The organism is Enterobacter cloacae complex sp. EB5 (assembly GCF_031432835.1).
GTDB classification, from domain to species: Bacteria; Pseudomonadota; Gammaproteobacteria; order Enterobacterales; family Enterobacteriaceae; genus Enterobacter; species Enterobacter hormaechei_C.
This window is the reverse complement of the sequence record NZ_CP133860.1, coordinates 1,197,201-1,216,325: the sequence shown is the minus strand read 5'-3', so window position 1 is coordinate 1,216,325 and position 19,125 is coordinate 1,197,201. Positions and strand designations below refer to the sequence as shown.

17 protein-coding genes are annotated in these 19,125 nt (G+C 56.2%); all 17 read left to right on the top strand.

The genetic code is table 11. The features are described 5' to 3' along the window. Position 1: 1 nt before the first annotated feature. The 17 genes from ilvN (at position 2) to ftsZ (ending at position 19,104) form a co-directional block, all read left to right on the top strand. On the top strand, positions 2-493 hold the full coding sequence (ilvN, locus tag RHN82_RS05870) for an acetolactate synthase small subunit (RefSeq protein WP_003856371.1): 492 nt from the start codon (positions 2-4) through the stop codon (positions 491-493). Positions 494-672: 179 nt separating this feature from the next. Then, entirely contained in the window at positions 673-1,677 is a 1,005-nt protein-coding gene (gene cra / locus RHN82_RS05865) for a catabolite repressor/activator (RefSeq protein WP_003856369.1), read from the top strand. Positions 1,678-2,268: 591 nt separating this feature from the next. After that, complete coding sequence (gene mraZ / locus RHN82_RS05860; RefSeq protein WP_006810119.1) at positions 2,269-2,727, top strand: division/cell wall cluster transcriptional repressor MraZ; 459 nt, start codon at positions 2,269-2,271, stop codon at positions 2,725-2,727. A 2-nt stretch (positions 2,728-2,729) separates the two neighbouring features. Beyond that, positions 2,730-3,671 carry a 16S rRNA (cytosine(1402)-N(4))-methyltransferase RsmH gene (gene rsmH / locus RHN82_RS05855; RefSeq protein WP_047051320.1) on the top strand — a complete coding sequence of 314 codons (942 nt, stop codon included), beginning with the start codon at positions 2,730-2,732 and terminating at the stop codon, positions 3,669-3,671. Continuing rightward, the gene (ftsL, locus tag RHN82_RS05850; protein ID WP_003856363.1) at positions 3,668-4,033 is read left to right on the top strand and encodes a cell division protein FtsL; all 366 of its coding nucleotides are present in this window, start codon (positions 3,668-3,670) and stop codon (positions 4,031-4,033) included. The genes rsmH and ftsL overlap by 4 nt, the downstream gene beginning before the upstream one ends. Positions 4,034-4,048: 15 nt before the next feature. Continuing rightward, positions 4,049-5,815, top strand: a complete 1,767-nt coding sequence (gene ftsI / locus RHN82_RS05845) for a peptidoglycan glycosyltransferase FtsI (RefSeq protein ID WP_003856361.1) — start codon at positions 4,049-4,051, stop codon at positions 5,813-5,815. Then, entirely contained in the window at positions 5,802-7,289 is a 1,488-nt protein-coding gene (gene murE / locus RHN82_RS05840) for a UDP-N-acetylmuramoyl-L-alanyl-D-glutamate--2,6-diaminopimelate ligase (protein ID WP_047051319.1), read from the top strand. The genes ftsI and murE overlap by 14 nt, the downstream gene beginning before the upstream one ends. Beyond that, the gene (gene murF, locus RHN82_RS05835) at positions 7,286-8,644 is read left to right on the top strand and encodes a UDP-N-acetylmuramoyl-tripeptide--D-alanyl-D-alanine ligase (protein WP_047051318.1); all 1,359 of its coding nucleotides are present in this window, start codon (positions 7,286-7,288) and stop codon (positions 8,642-8,644) included. The genes murE and murF overlap by 4 nt, the downstream gene beginning before the upstream one ends. Continuing rightward, positions 8,638-9,720 carry a phospho-N-acetylmuramoyl-pentapeptide-transferase gene (mraY, locus tag RHN82_RS05830; RefSeq protein ID WP_003856353.1) on the top strand — a complete coding sequence of 361 codons (1,083 nt, stop codon included), beginning with the start codon at positions 8,638-8,640 and terminating at the stop codon, positions 9,718-9,720. Before murF ends, mraY begins: the two co-directional genes overlap by 7 nt. Positions 9,721-9,722: 2 nt before the next feature. Continuing rightward, positions 9,723-11,039, top strand: coding sequence for a UDP-N-acetylmuramoyl-L-alanine--D-glutamate ligase (gene murD, locus RHN82_RS05825; protein ID WP_047051316.1), 1,317 nt, complete (start codon positions 9,723-9,725; stop codon positions 11,037-11,039). After that, complete coding sequence (gene ftsW / locus RHN82_RS05820; RefSeq protein WP_003856348.1) at positions 11,039-12,283, top strand: cell division protein FtsW; 1,245 nt, start codon at positions 11,039-11,041, stop codon at positions 12,281-12,283. The genes murD and ftsW overlap by 1 nt, the downstream gene beginning before the upstream one ends. Then, positions 12,280-13,344, top strand: a complete 1,065-nt coding sequence (gene murG / locus RHN82_RS05815) for an undecaprenyldiphospho-muramoylpentapeptide beta-N-acetylglucosaminyltransferase (protein ID WP_047051315.1) — start codon at positions 12,280-12,282, stop codon at positions 13,342-13,344. The genes ftsW and murG overlap by 4 nt, the downstream gene beginning before the upstream one ends. Before the next feature lie 59 nt (positions 13,345-13,403). Further along, complete coding sequence (gene murC, locus RHN82_RS05810) at positions 13,404-14,879, top strand: UDP-N-acetylmuramate--L-alanine ligase (protein ID WP_003856345.1); 1,476 nt, start codon at positions 13,404-13,406, stop codon at positions 14,877-14,879. Beyond that, a complete protein-coding gene (locus RHN82_RS05805) occupies positions 14,872-15,792 on the top strand; it encodes a D-alanine--D-alanine ligase (RefSeq protein WP_047051313.1) in 921 nt (306 codons plus the stop codon). Before murC ends, RHN82_RS05805 begins: the two co-directional genes overlap by 8 nt. 1 nt (position 15,793) lies before the next feature. Continuing rightward, a complete protein-coding gene (gene ftsQ / locus RHN82_RS05800) occupies positions 15,794-16,636 on the top strand; it encodes a cell division protein FtsQ (RefSeq protein ID WP_047051312.1) in 843 nt (280 codons plus the stop codon). Beyond that, a complete protein-coding gene (ftsA, locus tag RHN82_RS05795) occupies positions 16,633-17,889 on the top strand; it encodes a cell division protein FtsA (protein WP_003856340.1) in 1,257 nt (418 codons plus the stop codon). Before ftsQ ends, ftsA begins: the two co-directional genes overlap by 4 nt. A 63-nt stretch (positions 17,890-17,952) precedes the next feature. Next, a complete protein-coding gene (gene ftsZ / locus RHN82_RS05790; RefSeq protein ID WP_003856338.1) occupies positions 17,953-19,104 on the top strand; it encodes a cell division protein FtsZ in 1,152 nt (383 codons plus the stop codon). The last annotated feature ends 21 nt before the right edge of the window (positions 19,105-19,125 follow it).

Genomic DNA, 19,125 nt, shown 5'->3' with positions numbered 1-19,125 from the left:
TATGCGCCGGATATTATCTGTATTACTGGAAAATGAGTCGGGCGCACTGTCACGCGTCATTGGGCTTTTTGCGCAACGCGGCTATAACATTGAAAGCCTGACCGTTGCGCCGACCGATGACCCGACGCTCTCCCGCATGACGATCCAGACCGTCGGCGATGCGAAAGTGCTTGAGCAGATCGAAAAGCAGTTGCACAAGCTGGTGGACGTGTTGCGCGTCAGCGAGCTGGGGCAGGGGGCTTACGTCGAACGTGAAGTGATGCTGGTGAAAATTCAGGCCAGCGGTTACGGTCGGGAAGAGGTCAAGCGCAACACGGATATCTTCCGTGGGCAGATCATCGACGTCACGCCTTCTATATATACTGTGCAGCTTGCCGGAACGAGCGATAAGCTGGATGCGTTCCTGGCCTCCGTCAGGGATGTGGCAAAAATTGTTGAAGTTGCGCGCTCTGGCGTTGTTGGCCTCTCGCGCGGCGATAAAATCATGCGTTAGTTGCGCAAAAGGTTCGCCTCTTTCAGCCCGGTAGCCAAAGCCGGGCTTTTTTTTGCGTAATCCACCGACAACGCGGACAAAAGCGGTTGCCGTGAAAGCTATTCTGCGTTTAGATGTTAAAATATTTAACCATAACCTTGACAGGGCCATGGACTTTTTTCTTTTTTTGAGGGGCAATTGTGAAACTGGATGAAATCGCCCGGCTCGCCGGCGTGTCGAGAACCACGGCCAGCTATGTGATTAACGGTAAAGCAAAGCAGTATCGTGTCAGCGATAAGACCGTTGAGAAAGTGATGGCAGTCGTTCGTGAGCATAATTACCATCCGAATGCTGTCGCCGCTGGTTTACGTGCCGGGCGCACCCGCTCGATTGGCCTGGTGATCCCGGACCTGGAAAATACCAGCTATACCCGCATCGCCAACTATCTGGAACGTCAGGCGCGTCAGCGGGGCTATCAGCTGTTGATTGCCTGCTCCGAGGATCAGCCCGACAACGAGATGCGCTGTATTGAGCATCTGCTGCAACGTCAGGTTGACGCCATCATCGTGTCGACCTCTTTACCACCCGAGCATCCTTTCTATCAGCGCTGGGCGAACGATCCGTTCCCGATTGTGGCGCTGGATCGTGCGCTGGATCGTGAACATTTCACCAGCGTCGTCGGTGCCGATCAGGACGATGCAGAAATGCTGGCTGCCGAGCTGCGTACCTTCCCGGCGGAAACGGTGCTCTATCTTGGCGCTTTGCCTGAACTGTCCGTAAGCTTCCTGCGTGAACAAGGGTTCCGTACGGCGTGGAAAGACGATCCGCGTGACGTTCATTATCTGTATGCCAACAGCTATGAGCGTGAAGCGGCTGCCCAGCTGTTCGAGAAATGGCTGGAAACGCACCCGATGCCGCAGGCGTTGTTTACCACCTCGTTTGCCCTGTTGCAGGGGGTGATGGATGTGACGTTACGACGCGATGGCAAACTGCCATCCGATCTGGCGATTGCGACCTTCGGCGATAACGAACTGCTCGACTTCCTGCAATGTCCGGTGTTAGCCGTGGCCCAGCGTCATCGCGACGTCGCCGAGCGCGTGCTTGAGATTGTTCTGGCAAGCCTGGATGAACCCCGCAAACCGAAACCCGGGCTTACGCGTATCAAACGTAATCTCTATCGGCGCGGAATTTTGAGCCGCCATTAATATTTCCACAGGGGCGGTAAAACTGCCCCTTTTGAAGCGCATTTATTGCGGGAAATAATTCCCGGATAAAAATTAGGATTTATCTCTAAGATTCATAGCCTGCTATTATTCTGAATCCATTTTGGCGTTAAAAAGCGCAATTATAATTTTTACTGGGCATTTCTTTGTATTGTTTTGTTACAAACAGGTGCCAGCCGATGAATATTCAGCCATTTTTTACGCCTCCCTTCAGACCTCTATGCACACGAACGAATCCATCTGGCCTTGAGGTTAATCTGAGGCTGTTATCCCCCGGCAATATGCCTTAAAATGCTGCCCGCGTCGCAAACTGACACTTTATATTTCCCTGCGATGATATTGAGTGAGTCTTAACGCTCGTGTGCATATTCGGTTTTTTTCTTACAAATATTCATAACGTTAATTTTGCCTCGCCAGTTGTGTAGTAATTAGCCAGGTCACTCTTGCTCTGTAAATACGGTGCTTTCGCGCCGGTATAGAGAGAGTCCTGGCTTGACAAGCTTTTCCCTCGCTCCGTAAACTCCTTCAGGTGGGAATTTGTGGGTTAAAGTGGTGAGGAGGGGTGAGGCTGGCATGTTCCGTGGAGCAACGTTAGTCAATCTCGACAGTAAAGGGCGTTTATCGGTACCAACCCGATACCGCGACCAGCTGATTGAGAACGCTTCGGGTCAACTGGTTTGCACCATTGACATCAACTCCCCCTGCCTGCTGCTTTACCCTTTGCCTGAATGGGAAATCATTGAGCAAAAGCTGTCGCGACTGTCGAGCATGAACCCGCAGGAACGCCGCGTACAGCGGCTGTTATTGGGACATGCCAGTGAATGTCAGATGGATAGCGCCGGGCGATTATTGATTGCGCCTGTGTTGCGGCAACATGCCGGTCTGACTAAAGAAGTGATGCTGGTCGGGCAGTTCAACAAGTTTGAACTGTGGGACGAAACGACCTGGTATCAACAGGTCAAGGAAGATATCGACGCTGAGCAGTCTGATTCCGCAACATTATCGGAACGGCTGCGGGACTTGTCTCTATAAATATGATGGAAAATTATAAACATACAACGGTGCTGCTGGATGAGGCCGTTAACGGCCTGAATATTCGTTCAGACGGCATCTATATTGATGGCACTTTTGGTCGCGGTGGTCACTCGCGTTTGATCCTCTCTCAGCTTGGAGCGGAAGGACGCCTGCTGGCAATTGACCGCGATCCGCAGGCGATTGCCGTTGCGCAAACCATCGATGATCCTCGCTTTTCCATCGTGCATGGACCTTTCTCTGCGCTTGCGGATTATGTCGCTGAGCGCGGCCTGACCGGCAAGATCGACGGGATTCTCCTCGATCTTGGCGTCTCTTCACCACAGCTTGATGATGCAGAACGCGGCTTCTCCTTTATGCGTGATGGGCCGCTGGATATGCGTATGGATCCCACTCGCGGCCAGTCTGCCGCTGAATGGTTACAAACTGCTGACGAAGCGGATATCGCCTGGGTAATCAAAACCTTCGGTGAAGAACGCTTTGGCAAACGTATTGCGCGCGCCATCGTGGAGCGCAACCGCGTTGAGCCAATGACCCGCACCAAAGAGCTGGCAGAAGTCATCGCGGCGGCAACGCCGGTGAAGGATAAGCACAAACATCCTGCGACCCGTACCTTCCAGGCGGTTCGTATTTGGGTAAACAGTGAACTGGAGGAAATAGAGCTGGCGCTAAAAAGCTCGCTCGACGTGCTGGCCCCGGGTGGGCGGTTATCCATCATCAGCTTCCATTCGCTGGAAGATCGCATCGTAAAACGCTTTATGCGTGAACAGAGCCGCGGTCCGCAGGTTCCAGCTGGGCTGCCGATGACGGAAGAACAACTCAGAAAGCTGGGAGGCCGTCAGTTGCGAGCATTAGGCAAGTTGATGCCGGGCGAAGAAGAGGTGGCAGAGAATCCACGTGCCCGTAGTTCAGTGCTGCGTATTGCAGAGAGGACGAACGCATGATCAGCAGAGTGACAGAGACCCTAAGCAAAGTTAAGGGATCGTTAGGAAGCAACGAGCGCCATGCCTTGCCTGGCGTGATCGGCGACGATCTTTTGCGGTTTGGGAAGCTGCCACTCTGCTTGTTCATTTGCATCATTGTGACGGCAGTCATGGTGGTCACCACCGCTCACCATACCCGTTTATTGACTGCGCAGCGCGAACAGATGGTACTGGAACGCGATGCGCTGGATATTGAATGGCGAAATCTGATCCTTGAAGAAAACGCGCTCGGCGATCACAGCCGGGTTGAACGGATCGCAACGGAAAAACTGCAATTACAGCATGTTGATCCTTCGCAGGAAAATATCGTAGTACAAAAATAAGGGAAAACGCGACGCATGAAAGCAGCGGCAAAAACGCTAAAACCAAAACGCCAGGAAGAACAGGCCAACTTTGTCAGTTGGCGTTTTGCGTTGCTTTGCGGCTGCATTTTACTGGCGCTGGGTTTCCTGCTGGGACGCGTGGCGTGGCTACAAATCATCGCGCCTGACATGCTGGTGCGTCAGGGGGATATGCGTTCTCTGCGCGTGCAGGAAGTTTCCACCTCTCGTGGGATGATCACCGACCGCTCCGGGCGTCCGCTGGCGGTGAGCGTGCCGGTGAAGGCGATCTGGGCCGATCCGAAAGAGCTGCACGACGCTGGCGGGATCACCCTTGATAACCGCTGGAAGGCGCTGTCAGACGCGTTGAAAATGCCGCTGGATCAGCTGGCGTCACGCGTTAACGCCAACCCGAAAGGGCGCTTTATCTATCTTGCCCGTCAGGTGAACCCTGATATGGCTGATTACATTAAGAAACTGAAGCTGCCCGGCATTCATCTGCGGGAAGAATCCCGCCGTTACTATCCTTCCGGCGAAGTCACCGCACACCTGATTGGCTTTACCAACGTGGATAGCCAGGGGATTGAGGGCGTTGAAAAAAGCTTCGACAAGTGGCTTACCGGCCAGCCTGGCGAGCGAATCGTGCGTAAAGACCGCTATGGTCGCGTCATTGAAGACATTTCCTCGACAGACAGCCAGGCCGCGCACAACCTGGCCCTGAGTATTGATGAGCGCTTGCAGGCGCTGGTCTATCGTGAGCTGAACAACGCCGTCGCGTTTAACAAGGCGGAATCGGGCAGTGCCGTGCTGGTGGATGTGGCGACAGGTGAAGTGCTGGCGATGGCCAGTAGCCCCTCATACAACCCGAATAATTTTGCCGGTACAGCAAAAGATGCAATGCGTAACCGCTCCATCACCGATGTGTTTGAACCCGGCTCAACCGTAAAACCTATGGTGGTGATGACGGCTCTACAGCGAGGCATCGTCAACGAAAATACCGTTCTGAATACGATCCCTTATCGAATTAACGGTCACGAAATCAAAGACGTGGCACGTTACAGCGAACTGACCCTGACTGGGGTCTTGCAGAAGTCGAGTAACGTCGGTGTGTCAAAACTGGCGTTAGCGATGCCGTCCTCAGCGTTAGTAGATACTTACTCACGTTTTGGGCTGGGAAAGGCGACCAATTTGGGGTTGGTCGGAGAACGCAGTGGCTTATATCCTCAAAAACAACGGTGGTCTGACATAGAGAGGGCCACCTTCTCTTTCGGCTACGGGCTAATGGTAACTCCCTTACAGTTAGCGCGAGTCTACGCAACGATTGGCAGCTATGGCATTTATCGCCCGCTGTCGATCACCAAAGTTGATCCACCGGTTCCGGGGGAACGTGTTTTCCCGGAATCTATCGTTCGTACCGTCGTGCATATGATGGAAAGCGTCGCGTTACCAGGCGGTGGCGGCGTGAAGGCCGCGATTAAGGGCTATCGTATCGCCATTAAAACCGGTACAGCGAAAAAAGTGGGGCCGGACGGCCGCTATATCAACAAATACATTGCCTATACCGCAGGCGTAGCGCCTGCAAGCAATCCGCGTTTTGCGCTGGTGGTCGTCATCAACGATCCGCAGGCGGGTAAATACTACGGCGGCGCCGTCTCCGCGCCTGTGTTCGGGGCTATTATGGGCGGCGTGTTGCGCACCATGAACATTGAACCGGATGCGCTGGCGACGGGCGAAAAAAGTGAATTTGTAATTAATCAAGGCGAGGGAACAGGTGGCAGATCGTAATTTGCGCGACCTTCTTGCTCCGTGGGTGCCTATGCTACCTGCGCGAGCACTGCGAGAGATGGTACTGGACAGCCGCGTAGCGGCTGCTGGCGATCTTTTTGTGGCAGTGGTGGGTCATCAGGCGGACGGGCGTCGTTATATCCCGCAGGCGATTGCGCAAGGTGTTGCTGCCATTATTGCTGAGGCCAAAGATGAGGCAACAGACGGTGAGATCCGTGAAATGCACGGCGTGCCGGTCATCTATCTCAGCCAGCTGAATGAGCGTCTCTCCGCGCTGGCAGGACGTTTTTACAACGAACCTTCCGACCAGTTAAAGCTGGTTGGCGTGACAGGAACCAACGGAAAAACCACCACCACTCAGCTGATGGCGCAGTGGGCGCAGCTGCTGGGCGAAACCGGTGCCGTCATGGGCACGGTGGGGAACGGACTTCTGGGCAAAGTAAGCCCGACGGAAAACACCACAGGCTCGGCGGTTGACGTGCAGCGTGTGCTGGCGGGCCTCGCTGAGCAGGGGGCGACCTTCGCTGCGATGGAAGTCTCTTCCCATGGTCTGGTACAACACCGCGTGGCGGCCCTGAAATTTGCTGCCTCTGTCTTTACTAACCTGAGCCGCGATCACCTTGATTATCATGGTGATATGGAGCACTACGAAGCGGCGAAATGGCTGCTTTATTCCACTCACCACCACGGACAGGCGATCATTAACGCCGACGATGAAGTCGGTCGTCGCTGGCTGGAAAAACTGCCGGATGCGGTGGCGGTGTCGATGGAAGATCGCATTAATCCGAACTGCCGCGGCCGCTGGCTGAAGGCGGTCGAGGTGAACTACCACGATAGTGGGGCGACGATACGCTTTGCTTCCACCTGGGGCGAAGGTGAAATTGAAAGCCGCCTGATGGGGGCCTTTAACGTCAGTAACCTGCTGCTGGCGCTGGCGACGCTGCTGGCGCTGGGCTACCCGATGGCGGATCTGCTGAAGACGTCTGAGCGTTTGCAACCGGTCTGTGGCCGCATGGAAGTGTTCAGCGCGCCGGGCAAGCCGACGGTGGTTGTGGATTACGCGCACACGCCGGATGCGCTGGAAAAAGCGCTGGAAGCGGCGCGTCTGCACTGCGCAGGCAAGCTCTGGTGCGTGTTTGGCTGCGGTGGCGATCGCGACAAGGGCAAACGTCCGCTGATGGGCGCCATCGCTGAGCAGTTCGCGGATATTCCCGTGGTAACCGATGACAACCCGCGTACCGAAGAGCCGCGGGCCATTATCAATGACATTCTGGCAGGCATGCTGGACGCGGGTCGTGCGCGCGTGGTCGAAGGCCGTGCGGAGGCCGTGACTAACGCCATTATGCAGGCGCAGGAGAACGATGTGGTTCTGCTGGCCGGCAAAGGTCATGAAGATTATCAGATCGTCGGCAATCGTCGTCTGGATTACTCCGACCGGGTGACGGCAGCGCGTCTGCTGGGAGTGGTGACATGATTAGCATTACGTTAAGCCAGGCCGCTGCGGTATTGCAGGGGATGCTGCATGGTCAGGATCTGACCATCGAGGCTGTAACCACCGACACCCGTAAGGTGACGGCGGGCTGCCTGTTTGTGGCGCTGAAGGGCGAACGTTTTGACGCCCACGATTTTGCGCAACAGGCTAAAGATAACGGCGCGGGCGCGCTGCTGGTCAGTCGTAAGCTCGATATCGATTTGCCGCAGATTGTGGTGAAAGATACGCGCCTGGCGTTTGGCGAGCTGGCGGCATGGGTTCGCCAGCAGGTGCCAACACGCGTCGTGGCGCTGACGGGCTCGTCGGGCAAAACCTCCGTTAAAGAGATGACGGCGGCGATCCTTAGCCAGTGCGGTAACACGCTTTATACGGCGGGCAACCTTAATAATGACATCGGTGTGCCGATGACGCTGCTGCGCCTGACCCACGAGCATGAATATGCGGTGATTGAGTTAGGGGCCAACCATCAGGGCGAAATCGCCTGGACCGTGAGCCTGACGCGTCCGGAAGCGGCGCTGGTGAATAACCTGGCGGCGGCACATCTTGAAGGTTTTGGTTCGCTGGCCGGTGTGGCGAAAGCGAAAGGTGAAATTTATACCGGCCTGCCGGATGACGGTATCGCCATTATGAATGCCGATAACAACGACTGGCTGAACTGGCAGAGCATCATTGGTTCACGCAAAACCTGGCGCTTCTCACCGAATGCGGCAAACAGTGATTTTTCGGCGACCAACATTCATGTGACGTCACACGGCACCGAGTTCACCCTCACGACCCCAACGGGCGGCATCGACGTGCTGCTGCCCCTGCCGGGTCGTCATAACATCGCCAATGCGCTTGCTGCGGCAGCGCTCTCAATGGCGGTAGGTGCCTCACACGCGGCGATCAAAGCAGGTCTGGCAAATTTAAAAGCCGTGCCGGGGCGTCTGTTCCCGATCCAGCTGGCTGAAAACAAACTCCTGCTGGATGACTCCTACAACGCTAACGTCGGCTCCATGACGGCGGCGGTGCAGGTCTTGTCTGAGATGCCGGGCTATCGCGTGATGGTTGTGGGCGATATGGCTGAGCTGGGTGATGAAAGCGAAGCCTGCCATGTTCAGGTGGGTGAAGCGGCGAAAGCCGCCGGGCTTGACCGCGTGTTGAGCGCAGGCACGCTGAGCAAGGCCATTTCCGATGCCAGTGAAGTTGGCGAACATTTTGCCGATAAATCTGCACTGATCGAACGCCTGAAGGCATTGATTGCAGAAAAACAGATTGTGACTGTTTTAGTTAAAGGTTCACGTAGTGCCGCCATGGAAGAGGTTGTGCACGCATTACAGGAGAACGGGACATGTTAGTTTGGCTGGCCGAACATTTGGTCAAATATTATTCAGGCTTTAACGTCTTTTCCTATCTGACGTTTCGCGCCATCGTCAGCCTGCTGACTGCGCTGTTCATCTCGCTGTGGATGGGCCCGCGCATGATTGCCCGTCTGCAAAAACTCTCTTTCGGCCAGGTTGTACGCAACGATGGTCCGGAATCGCACTTCAGCAAGCGCGGTACGCCGACCATGGGCGGGATCATGATCCTGACCGCGATTGTGGTGTCCGTTCTGCTGTGGGCGTATCCGTCTAACCCCTACGTCTGGTGCGTGCTGACCGTTCTGGTTGGCTACGGGATCATCGGTTTTGTTGATGACTACCGCAAAGTTGTGCGCAAAGACACTAAAGGGTTGATCGCCCGCTGGAAGTATTTCTGGATGTCGGTGATTGCGCTGGGGGTGGCCTTCGCCCTTTACCTGGCAGGAAAAGACACCCCGGCCACCGAGCTGGTGGTGCCGTTCTTCAAAGACGTGATGCCGCAGCTGGGGCTGTTCTACATTCTGCTGGCTTACTTTGTGATCGTCGGCACCGGCAACGCCGTCAACCTGACCGATGGTCTGGACGGCCTGGCGATTATGCCAACCGTGTTTGTCGCGGGCGGTTTCGCGCTGGTGGCGTGGGCAACCGGTAACATGAACTTTGCAAACTACCTGCACATTCCGTACCTGCGGCACGCGGGTGAGCTGGTGATCGTCTGTACGGCGATTGTCGGGGCGGGGCTGGGCTTCCTGTGGTTTAACACCTATCCGGCGCAGGTCTTTATGGGCGACGTCGGTTCACTGGCGCTGGGCGGCGCGCTGGGCATTATCGCCGTGCTGCTGCGTCAGGAGTTCCTGCTGGTGATCATGGGCGGTGTGTTTGTGGTTGAGACGCTGTCGGTGATTTTGCAGGTCGGTTCTTTCAAGCTGCGCGGTCAGCGCATCTTCCGTATGGCACCGATTCACCACCACTATGAACTGAAAGGCTGGCCGGAGCCGCGCGTCATTGTGCGCTTCTGGATTATTTCGCTGATGCTGGTGCTGATTGGCCTGGCAACGCTGAAGGTACGTTAATCATGGCAGATTACCAGGGCAAAAAAGTCGTTATCATCGGGTTGGGCCTCACTGGCCTCTCCTGCGTGGACTTTTTCCTTGCGCGTGGCGTGACGCCGCGCGTGATGGATACGCGCGTCTCTCCGCCGGGTCTGGACAAGCTGCCGGAGCAGGTTGAACGCCACCTGGGTGGTCTGAATGATGAGTGGCTGCTGGACGCCGATCTGATTGTTGCCAGCCCCGGTATGGCGCTGGCGCATCCTTCCCTGAGCGCCGCCGCGGATGCAGGCGTTGAGATTGTCGGCGATATCGAACTGTTCTGCCGGGAGGCGCAGGCCCCGATCGTCGCCATTACCGGTTCAAACGGTAAAAGCACCGTCACCACGCTGGTGGGGGAAATGGCGAAGGCGGCGGGCAAAAATGTCGGCGTGGGCGGTAACATTGGTCTGCCCGCTTTGATGCTGCTTGATAAAGGGTGTGAGCTATTCGTCCTTGAGCTTTCCAGCTTCCAGCTGGAAACCACTTCAAGCCTGCATGCGGCGGCGGCGACGATCCTAAACGTCACCGAAGATCATATGGACAGATACCCGTTCGGCTTGCAGCAGTACCGTGCGGCCAAACTGCGCGTTTATGAAAATGCCAAAGTTTGCGTGGTGAATGCCGATGATGCACTCACCATGCCGGTGCGCGGCGCAGACGATCGCTGCATTAGCTTCGGTATTAATATGGGTGACTATCACCTCAACCGTCAGCAGGGCGAAACCTGGCTGCGGGTGAAAGGTGAGAAGGTGCTGAACGTGAAAGAGATGATGCTCTCCGGCCAGCATAACTACACCAATGCCCTGGCGGCGCTGGCGCTGGCGGATGCTGTTGGCCTGCCGCGATCTTCAAGCCTGAAGGCGCTGACTACCTTTACCGGCCTGGCGCACCGCTTCCAGCTGGCGCTGGAGCACAACGGCGTACGCTGGATTAACGATTCCAAAGCGACCAACGTGGGTAGCACCGAGGCGGCACTGAACGGTCTGCACGTTGATGGCACGCTGCACCTGCTACTGGGCGGCGACGGTAAATCGGCTGACTTCTCCTCGCTGAAGCAGTACCTCAACGGTGATAACGTGCGCCTGTATTGCTTTGGCCGCGATGGTAGCGAGCTGGTGGCGTTGCGCCCTGAGGTCGCCGAACAAACCGAGACCATGGAGCAGGCGATGCGCCTCATCGCCCCACGCGTGAAGCCCGGCGATATGGTACTGCTCTCGCCAGCCTGTGCCAGCCTCGATCAATTCAAGAATTTCGAACAGCGGGGTGATGTCTTTACCCGCCTGGCGAAGGAGTTAGGCTGATGCGTTTATCTCTCCCTCGCCTGAAAATGCCGCGCCTGCCAGGATTTGGTATCCTGGTATGGCTGTTTACGGCGCTGAAAGGCTGGGTGATGGCTTCACGGGATAAAGATTCCGACAGCCTGATCATGTACGACCGCACGCTGTTCTGGCTCACGCTGGGGCTGGCAGCGATCGGCTTTATTATGGTCACCTCGGCGTCAATGCCTGTCGGACAGCGTCTGGCGAACGACCCGTTCCTGTTTGCCAAGCGTGACGGGCTGTACATCATTCTCGCGTTCTGCCTGGCGCTGATCACCTTACGCCTGCCGATGTCGTTCTGGCAGCGGCACAGTACGGCCATGCTCATCGCCTCAATCATCATGCTGTTGATCGTGCTGGTTGTCGGGAGCTCCGTTAACGGGGCATCACGCTGGATTGCCTTTGGCCCACTGCGTATTCAGCCCGCGGAGTTCACCAAACTGTCGTTGTTCTGCTACCTGGCTAACTACCTGGTGCGTAAAGTTGACGAAGTTCGTAACAACCTTCGTGGCTTCTTAAAACCGATGGGCGTGATTCTGGTCCTCGCGATCCTGCTGCTGGCGCAGCCCGACCTCGGTACGGTAGTCGTACTGTTTGTCACTACGCTGGCGATGCTGTTCCTGGCGGGCGCAAAACTGTGGCAGTTCATTGCCATCATCGGGATGGGGATTTCGGCGGTGGTGCTGCTGATCCTCGCCGAACCCTACCGTATCCGCCGTGTGACCTCGTTCTGGAACCCATGGGAAGATCCGTTCGGCAGCGGTTACCAGCTGACGCAGTCGCTGATGGCGTTTGGCCGCGGCGAAGTCTGGGGTCAAGGCCTGGGCAACTCGGTGCAAAAACTGGAGTATTTACCGGAGGCGCACACCGACTTCATCTTCTCCATTATTGGGGAAGAACTGGGTTATATCGGTGTGGTATTGGCGCTATTAATGGTATTCTTCGTCGCTTTCCGCGCCATGTCGATTGGCCGGAAAGCGCTGGAGATCGATCACCGCTTCTCCGGTTTCCTGGCCTGCTCAATTGGTATCTGGTTTAGCTTCCAGGCACTGGTAAACGTTGGGGCGGCAGCGGGTATGCTGCCGACCAAAGGTCTGACGTTGCCGTTGATCAGTTATGGTGGTTCGAGTCTGTTGATCATGTCGACGGCCATCATGTTTTTGTTACGCATAGATTATGAAACGCGTCTGGAGAAAGCTCAGGCGTTTACACGAGGTTCACGATGAATCAACCGAAGCGGTTAATGGTGATGGCAGGCGGTACCGGCGGACACGTGTTCCCGGGACTGGCGGTTGCGCACCATTTAATGGAACAGGGCTGGCAGGTACGCTGGCTGGGAACCGCAGACCGCATGGAAGCCGACCTGGTACCTAAACACGGTATCGAGATCGACTTTATTCGTATTTCTGGCCTTCGTGGCAAAGGGATCAAGGCGCTGCTGCTGGCGCCGGTGCGCATTTTCAATGCCTGGCGTCAGGCGCGCGCCATTATGAAGCGTTTTAAGCCTGACGTCGTTCTGGGCATGGGCGGTTACGTTTCCGGTCCGGGCGGACTGGCGGCGTGGTCACTGGGCATCCCCGTTGTTCTGCATGAGCAGAACGGTATTGCCGGCTTGACCAACAAATGGCTGGCAAAAATCGCCACCAAAGTTATGCAGGCCTTCCCCGGGGCATTCCCGAAAGCGGATGTCGTAGGAAATCCGGTACGTGTGGACGTGCTGGCGCTGCCGCTGCCAGATACGCGTCTGGCGGGTCGCGAAGGGCCGGTGCGCGTGCTGGTCGTCGGCGGTTCCCAGGGCGCACGTATTTTAAACCAGACGATGCCGCAGGTTGCGGCAAAACTGGGTGATGCGGTGACCATCTGGCACCAGAGCGGGAAGGGCGCTCAGCAGACCGTTGAGCAGGCCTACGCGCAGGAAGGTCAGCCGCAGCATAAAGTGACTGAATTTATTGATGATATGGCCGCAGCCTATGCCTGGGCCGATGTCGTGGTCTGTCGCTCGGGCGCGCTGACGGTGAGTGAAATCGCCGCCGCCGGTTTGCCGGCGCTGTTTGTGCCGTTCCAGCACAAAGACCGACAGCAGTACTGGAATGCGCTGCCGCTTGAGAAAGCGAGGGCCGCGAAGATTTTTGAGCAGCCACAATTTACCGCTGATGCGGTCGCCACTACCCTGGCGGGCTGGAACCGGGATGTATTACTGGAGATGGCGCAACGCGCACGCGCGACCGCTATCCCGGATGCAACGGAACGGGTGGCAAAAGAAGTGAGCCTGGCAGCCCAGGCATAATTCTCGCAGCGCGTGTTGCGCTGCACGATTTTTTTGAAGTAGTCGATGGCGTTTAGAGAATGAATACACAACAACTGGCAAAACTGCGTTCTATCGTGCCCGAGATGCGTCGCGTCCGGCACATTCACTTTGTCGGCATCGGTGGTGCTGGCATGGGCGGTATTGCCGAAGTGTTAGCTAACGAAGGCTATCAGATCAGCGGGTCTGACCTGGCGCCAAACCCTGTTACGCAGCAGCTGGCGTCGCTGGGGGCGACTATCTATTTCAATCATCGCCCGGAAAACGTGAGCGATGCGAGCGTGGTTGTGGTGTCCAGCGCTATCTCCGCAGATAACCCGGAAATCGTTGCGGCGCATGAGGCGCGCATTCCGGTGATCCGCCGCGCGGAAATGCTGGCGGAACTGATGCGTTTCCGTCACGGCATTGCGGTGGCCGGTACGCACGGTAAAACCACCACAACAGCGATGGTCTCCAGCATTTATGCGGAAGCGGGTCTCGATCCGACGTTCGTTAACGGTGGTCTGGTGAAAGCCGCTGGCGTGCATGCGCGTCTGGGCCACAGCCGTTATCTGATTGCGGAAGCAGATGAGAGCGATGCGTCGTTCCTGCATCTACAGCCGATGGTGGCGATCGTCACCAACATCGAAGCTGACCATATGGACACTTACCAGGGCGACTTCGAGAACTTAAAGCAGACCTTTATTAACTTCCTGCACAACCTGCCGTTCTATGGCCGTGCGGTGATGTGCGTGGACGATCCGGTTATTCGCGAACTTCTGCCGCGCGTCGGGCGTCAAATTACGACCTACGGCTTCAGCGAAGACGCGGATGTACGCGTAGAAGATTACAAGCAGATTGGTGCGCAGGGGCATTTCACCCTGGCGCGTCAGGATAAGGATCTGCTGCATGTCACCCTGAACGCGCCGGGACGTCACAACGCCCTGAATGCGGCGGCGGCGGTGGCTGTTGCGACAGAAGAAGGCATTGACGATGAAGCGATCCTGCGCGCACTGGAGAGCTTCCAGGGGACGGGTCGTCGCTTCGACTTCCTCGGTGAATTCCCACTGGAGCCGGTAAACGGTAAGCCAGGGTCAGCGATGCTGGTGGACGACTACGGTCACCATCCGACGGAAGTGGACGCAACCATTAAAGCGGCACGCGCGGGTTGGCCGGAAAAGAATCTGGTCATGATTTTCCAGCCGCACCGTTACACGCGTACCCGCGATCTGTATGACGATTTTGCCAACGTCCTTTCGCAGGTCGATACCCTGCTGATGCTGGATGTGTATGCTGCGGGTGAAACGCCGATTCCGGGTGCGGACAGTCGTTCTTTATGTCGTACCATCCGTGGACGCGGTAAAGTGGATCCTATTCTGGTTCCCGACCCGGCGCAGGTAGCTGAGATGCTTGCCCCGGTCCTGACGGGTAACGATCTGATCCTGATTCAGGGCGCGGGAAATATCGGCAAAATCGCCCGTACCTTAGCTGAAATCAAACTGAAGCCGCAAACTCAGGAGGACGAGCGTCATGGCTGATAAGATTGCTGTCCTGTTTGGCGGCACTTCCGCCGAACGCGAAGTTTCTCTGAATTCGGGCGCTGCCGTGCTGGCGGGCCTGCGTGAAGGCGGCGTGGACGCGCATCCGGTTGATCCGAAAGAGGTGGACGTCACGCAGCTGAAAGCGATGGGCTTCGATAAAGCCTTTATCGCGTTGCACGGTCGCGGCGGTGAAGACGGCACGTTGCAGGGGCTGCTGGAGCTGATCGGCATGCCGTACACCGGCAGCGGCGTAATGGCATCCGCCATCTCCATGGATAAACTGCGCAGCAAACTGCTGTGGCAGGGGGCGGGACTGCCTGTTGCGCCATGGGTTGCACTGACGCGTCGTGAATATGAATTGGGCCTGTCGGACAGCGTTAATACACGCATTGCGGCACTGGGCTTACCGGTTATTGTTAAGCCGAGCCGTGAAGGGTCGAGCGTGGGAATGTCCAAAGTCGATAAAGCTGTAGATTTAGCTGACGCTTTAGCACTGGCATTTCAACATGATGTAGAAGTTCTGATTGAAAAATGGCTTAGCGGGCCGGAATTTACCGTCGCGATGCTTGGCGAAGAAATTTTACCGTCAATTCGCATCCAACCCGCCGGAGTCTTCTATGATTATGAGGCGAAGTATCTCTCTGATGAGACGCAATATTTCTGCCCAGCGGGTCTTGAAGCAGAGCGTGAAGCCGAATTACAGTCTCTGGTGCTTAAAGCCTGGAATGTTCTGGGATGTCGTGGCTGGGGACGCATTGACGTGATGCTTGACGGTGACGGGCAATTTTATCTGCTGGAAGCAAACACGTCTCCGGGTATGACCAGCCATAGCCTTGTGCCGATGGCGGCGCGTCAGGCGGGAATGAGCTTCTCGCAGTTAGTCGTACGTATTCTGGACCAGGCGGGCTGATATGTCTCAGGCTGCATTGAACACGCGCAACCGCGATGACGAAGAAGAATATTCCTCTTCGCGCCGGAGTAATGGAACGCGTCTTGCAGGGATCATCTTCCTGCTCGGGGTGCTGTGCACCGTGTTTATCAGCGGCTGGATGGTGCTGGGCTGGATGGAAGACGCGCAGCGGTTGCCGCTGTCGAAGCTGGTGGTGACCGGGGAGCGACACTACACGCGTAACGATGACATTCGCCAGTCGATTCTGGCGCTTGGGTCGCCTGGCACCTTTATGACGCAGGACGTCAACATTATTCAGAGTCAGATTGAACGTCTGCCGTGGATAAAACAGGCGAGTGTCAGAAAGCAATGGCCTGATGAATTGAAGATTCATCTGGTTGAATATGTGCCGATTGCGCGTTGGAATGATCAGCATATGGTTGACGTAGACGGAAATTCGTTCAGCGTCCCGAGCGATCGTGTCAACAAGCAGAATTTACCGATGTTGTATGGCCCGGAAGGCAGCGAAAACGAAGTATTGCAGGGTTTTCGTGAGATGGGGCAGGTGCTGGCTAAGAATCGCTTTACGTTAAAAGATGCTGCGATGACGGCGCGCCGTTCCTGGCAGTTGACCTTAACGAATGGCATTAAGCTCAATCTTGGCCGCGGCGACACAATGAAACGTCTGGCGCGTTTTGTAGAACTTTACCCGGTTTTACAGCAGCAGGCGCAGACGGATGGCAAACGGATAAGCTACGTTGATTTGCGCTATGACTCAGGCGCAGCAGTCGGTTGGGAGCCGGCTCCGGTCGAGGAACCTAATCAGCAACAAAATCAGGCACAGGTACAGGCAGAACAACAATGATCAAGTCGACGGACAGAAAATTGGTAGTAGGACTGGAGATTGGCACCGCGAAGGTTGCCGCTTTGGTAGGGGAAGTTCTGCCCGACGGTATGGTCAATATCATTGGCGTGGGCAGCTGCCCCTCCCGTGGTATGGATAAAGGTGGGGTAAACGACCTTGAGTCGGTGGTGAAATGCGTTCAGCGCGCCATCGACCAGGCTGAATTGATGGCAGATTGCCAGATTTCCTCTGTCTATCTGGCCCTTTCTGGTAAGCACATCAGCTGCCAGAATGAAATCGGTATGGTGCCGATTTCCGAAGAAGAAGTGACGCAGGAAGACGTTGAGAACGTTGTCCACACGGCGAAATCCGTGCGTGTTCGCGACGAGCACCGTGTGCTGCATGTGATCCCGCAGGAATACGCGATCGACTACCAGGAAGGTATCAAGAATCCGGTCGGTCTGTCGGGCGTGCGTATGCAGGCTAAAGTGCACCTGATCACATGTCATAACGATATGGCGAAGAACATTGTAAAAGCCGTTGAACGTTGTGGCCTGAAAGTTGACCAACTTATTTTCGCCGGTCTTGCCGCGAGCTATTCCGTGCTGACCGAAGACGAACGTGAACTGGGCGTCTGTGTGGTCGATATTGGTGGTGGTACAATGGACATGGCTGTCTATACCGGCGGTGCGTTACGCCACACCAAAGTGATCCCGTACGCCGGGAATGTGGTGACCAGCGATATCGCTTACGCCTTTGGTACGCCACCGAGCGATGCAGAGGCGATTAAAGTGCGCCATGGTTGCGCGCTGGGCTCTATCGTCGGCAAAGACGAAAGCGTTGAAGTGCCGAGCGTAGGCGGACGACCGCCGCGCAGCCTGCAACGCCAGACGCTGGCAGAGGTGATTGAGCCGCGTTATACCGAGCTGCTCAACCTGGTCAACGAAGAGATTTTGCAGTTACAGGAACAGCTTCGCCAGCAGGGTGTGAAACATCATCTCGCGGCGGGGATTGTATTAACCGGCGGGGCAGCGCAAATTGAAGGTCTTGCGGCCTGCGCTCAGCGCGTGTTCCATACGCAGGTGCGTATTGGTGCGCCGCTGAATATCACCGGTTTAACGGATTATGCTCAGGAGCCGTACTATTCAACGGCGGTGGGCCTGCTGCACTACGGGAAAGAGTCCCATTTAAGTGGTGAGGCAGAGGTGGAAAAACGCGTCTCGGTGGGGTCGTGGGTCAAACGACTTAACACCTGGCTGCGAAAAGAATTTTAATTTTTTTAAGAGACCGGAGAGAATTAGCGGTCTCGGGCGACAGGCACAACGGAGAGAGAGATTATGTTTGAACCTATGGAATTAACCAACGACGCGGTGATTAAAGTCATCGGCGTCGGTGGCGGCGGCGGTAACGCCGTAGAGCACATGGTGCGCGAGCGCATCGAAGGTGTTGAATTCTTCGCGGTGAACACCGATGCGCAGGCACTGCGTAAAACGGCTGTTGGCCAGACGATTCAGATCGGTGGTGGCATCACCAAAGGTCTGGGAGCAGGGGCTAACCCGGAAGTGGGCCGCAACGCGGCTGAAGAAGATCGTGAAGCGCTGCGCGCTGCACTGGACGGTGCAGACATGGTCTTCATCGCAGCGGGTATGGGCGGCGGTACAGGTACCGGTGCAGCACCCGTTGTGGCGGAAGTCGCTAAAGATTTAGGTATTCTGACCGTTGCTGTCGTGACCAAGCCTTTCAACTTTGAAGGTAAGAAGCGTATGGCTTTCGCGGAGCAGGGTATCACCGAGCTGTCCAAGCACGTGGACTCTCTGATTACCATCCCGAACGACAAGCTGCTGAAAGTGCTGGGTCGCGGCATCTCTCTGCTGGACGCCTTTGGCGCGGCAAACGACGTGCTGAAAGGCGCAGTTCAGGGTATCGCTGAACTGATTACCCGTCCTGGCCTGATGAACGTTGACTTTGCAGACGTTCGCACCGTGATGTCCGAGATGGGCTACGCGATGATGGGCTCTGGCGTGGCGAGCGGTGAAGACCGTGCGGAAGAAGCCGCTGAAATGGCGATCTCTTCTCCACTGCTGGAAGATATCGATCTGTCTGGCGCGCGCGGCGTGCTGGTCAACATTACCGCTGGCTTTGACCTGCGTCTGGATGAGTTCGAAACCGTGGGTAACACCATCCGTGCATTCGCCTCTGACAACGCGACCGTCGTTATCGGTACGTCCCTTGACCCGGAAATGAACGACGAACTGCGTGTGACCGTTGTGGCCACCGGTATCGGTATGGACAAGCGTCCTGAGATCACCCTGGTGACTAACAAACAGACTCAGCAGCCGGTGATGGATCGTTACCAGCAGCACGGTATGGCGCCTCTGACTCAGGAGCAAAAACCCGCTGCGAAAGTGGTGAACGACCCGACTCCACAAACGGCAAAAGAGCCAGATTATCTGGATATCCCGGCGTTCCTGCGTAAGCAAGCTGACTAAGAATTGGCTGGAATTTGGGGA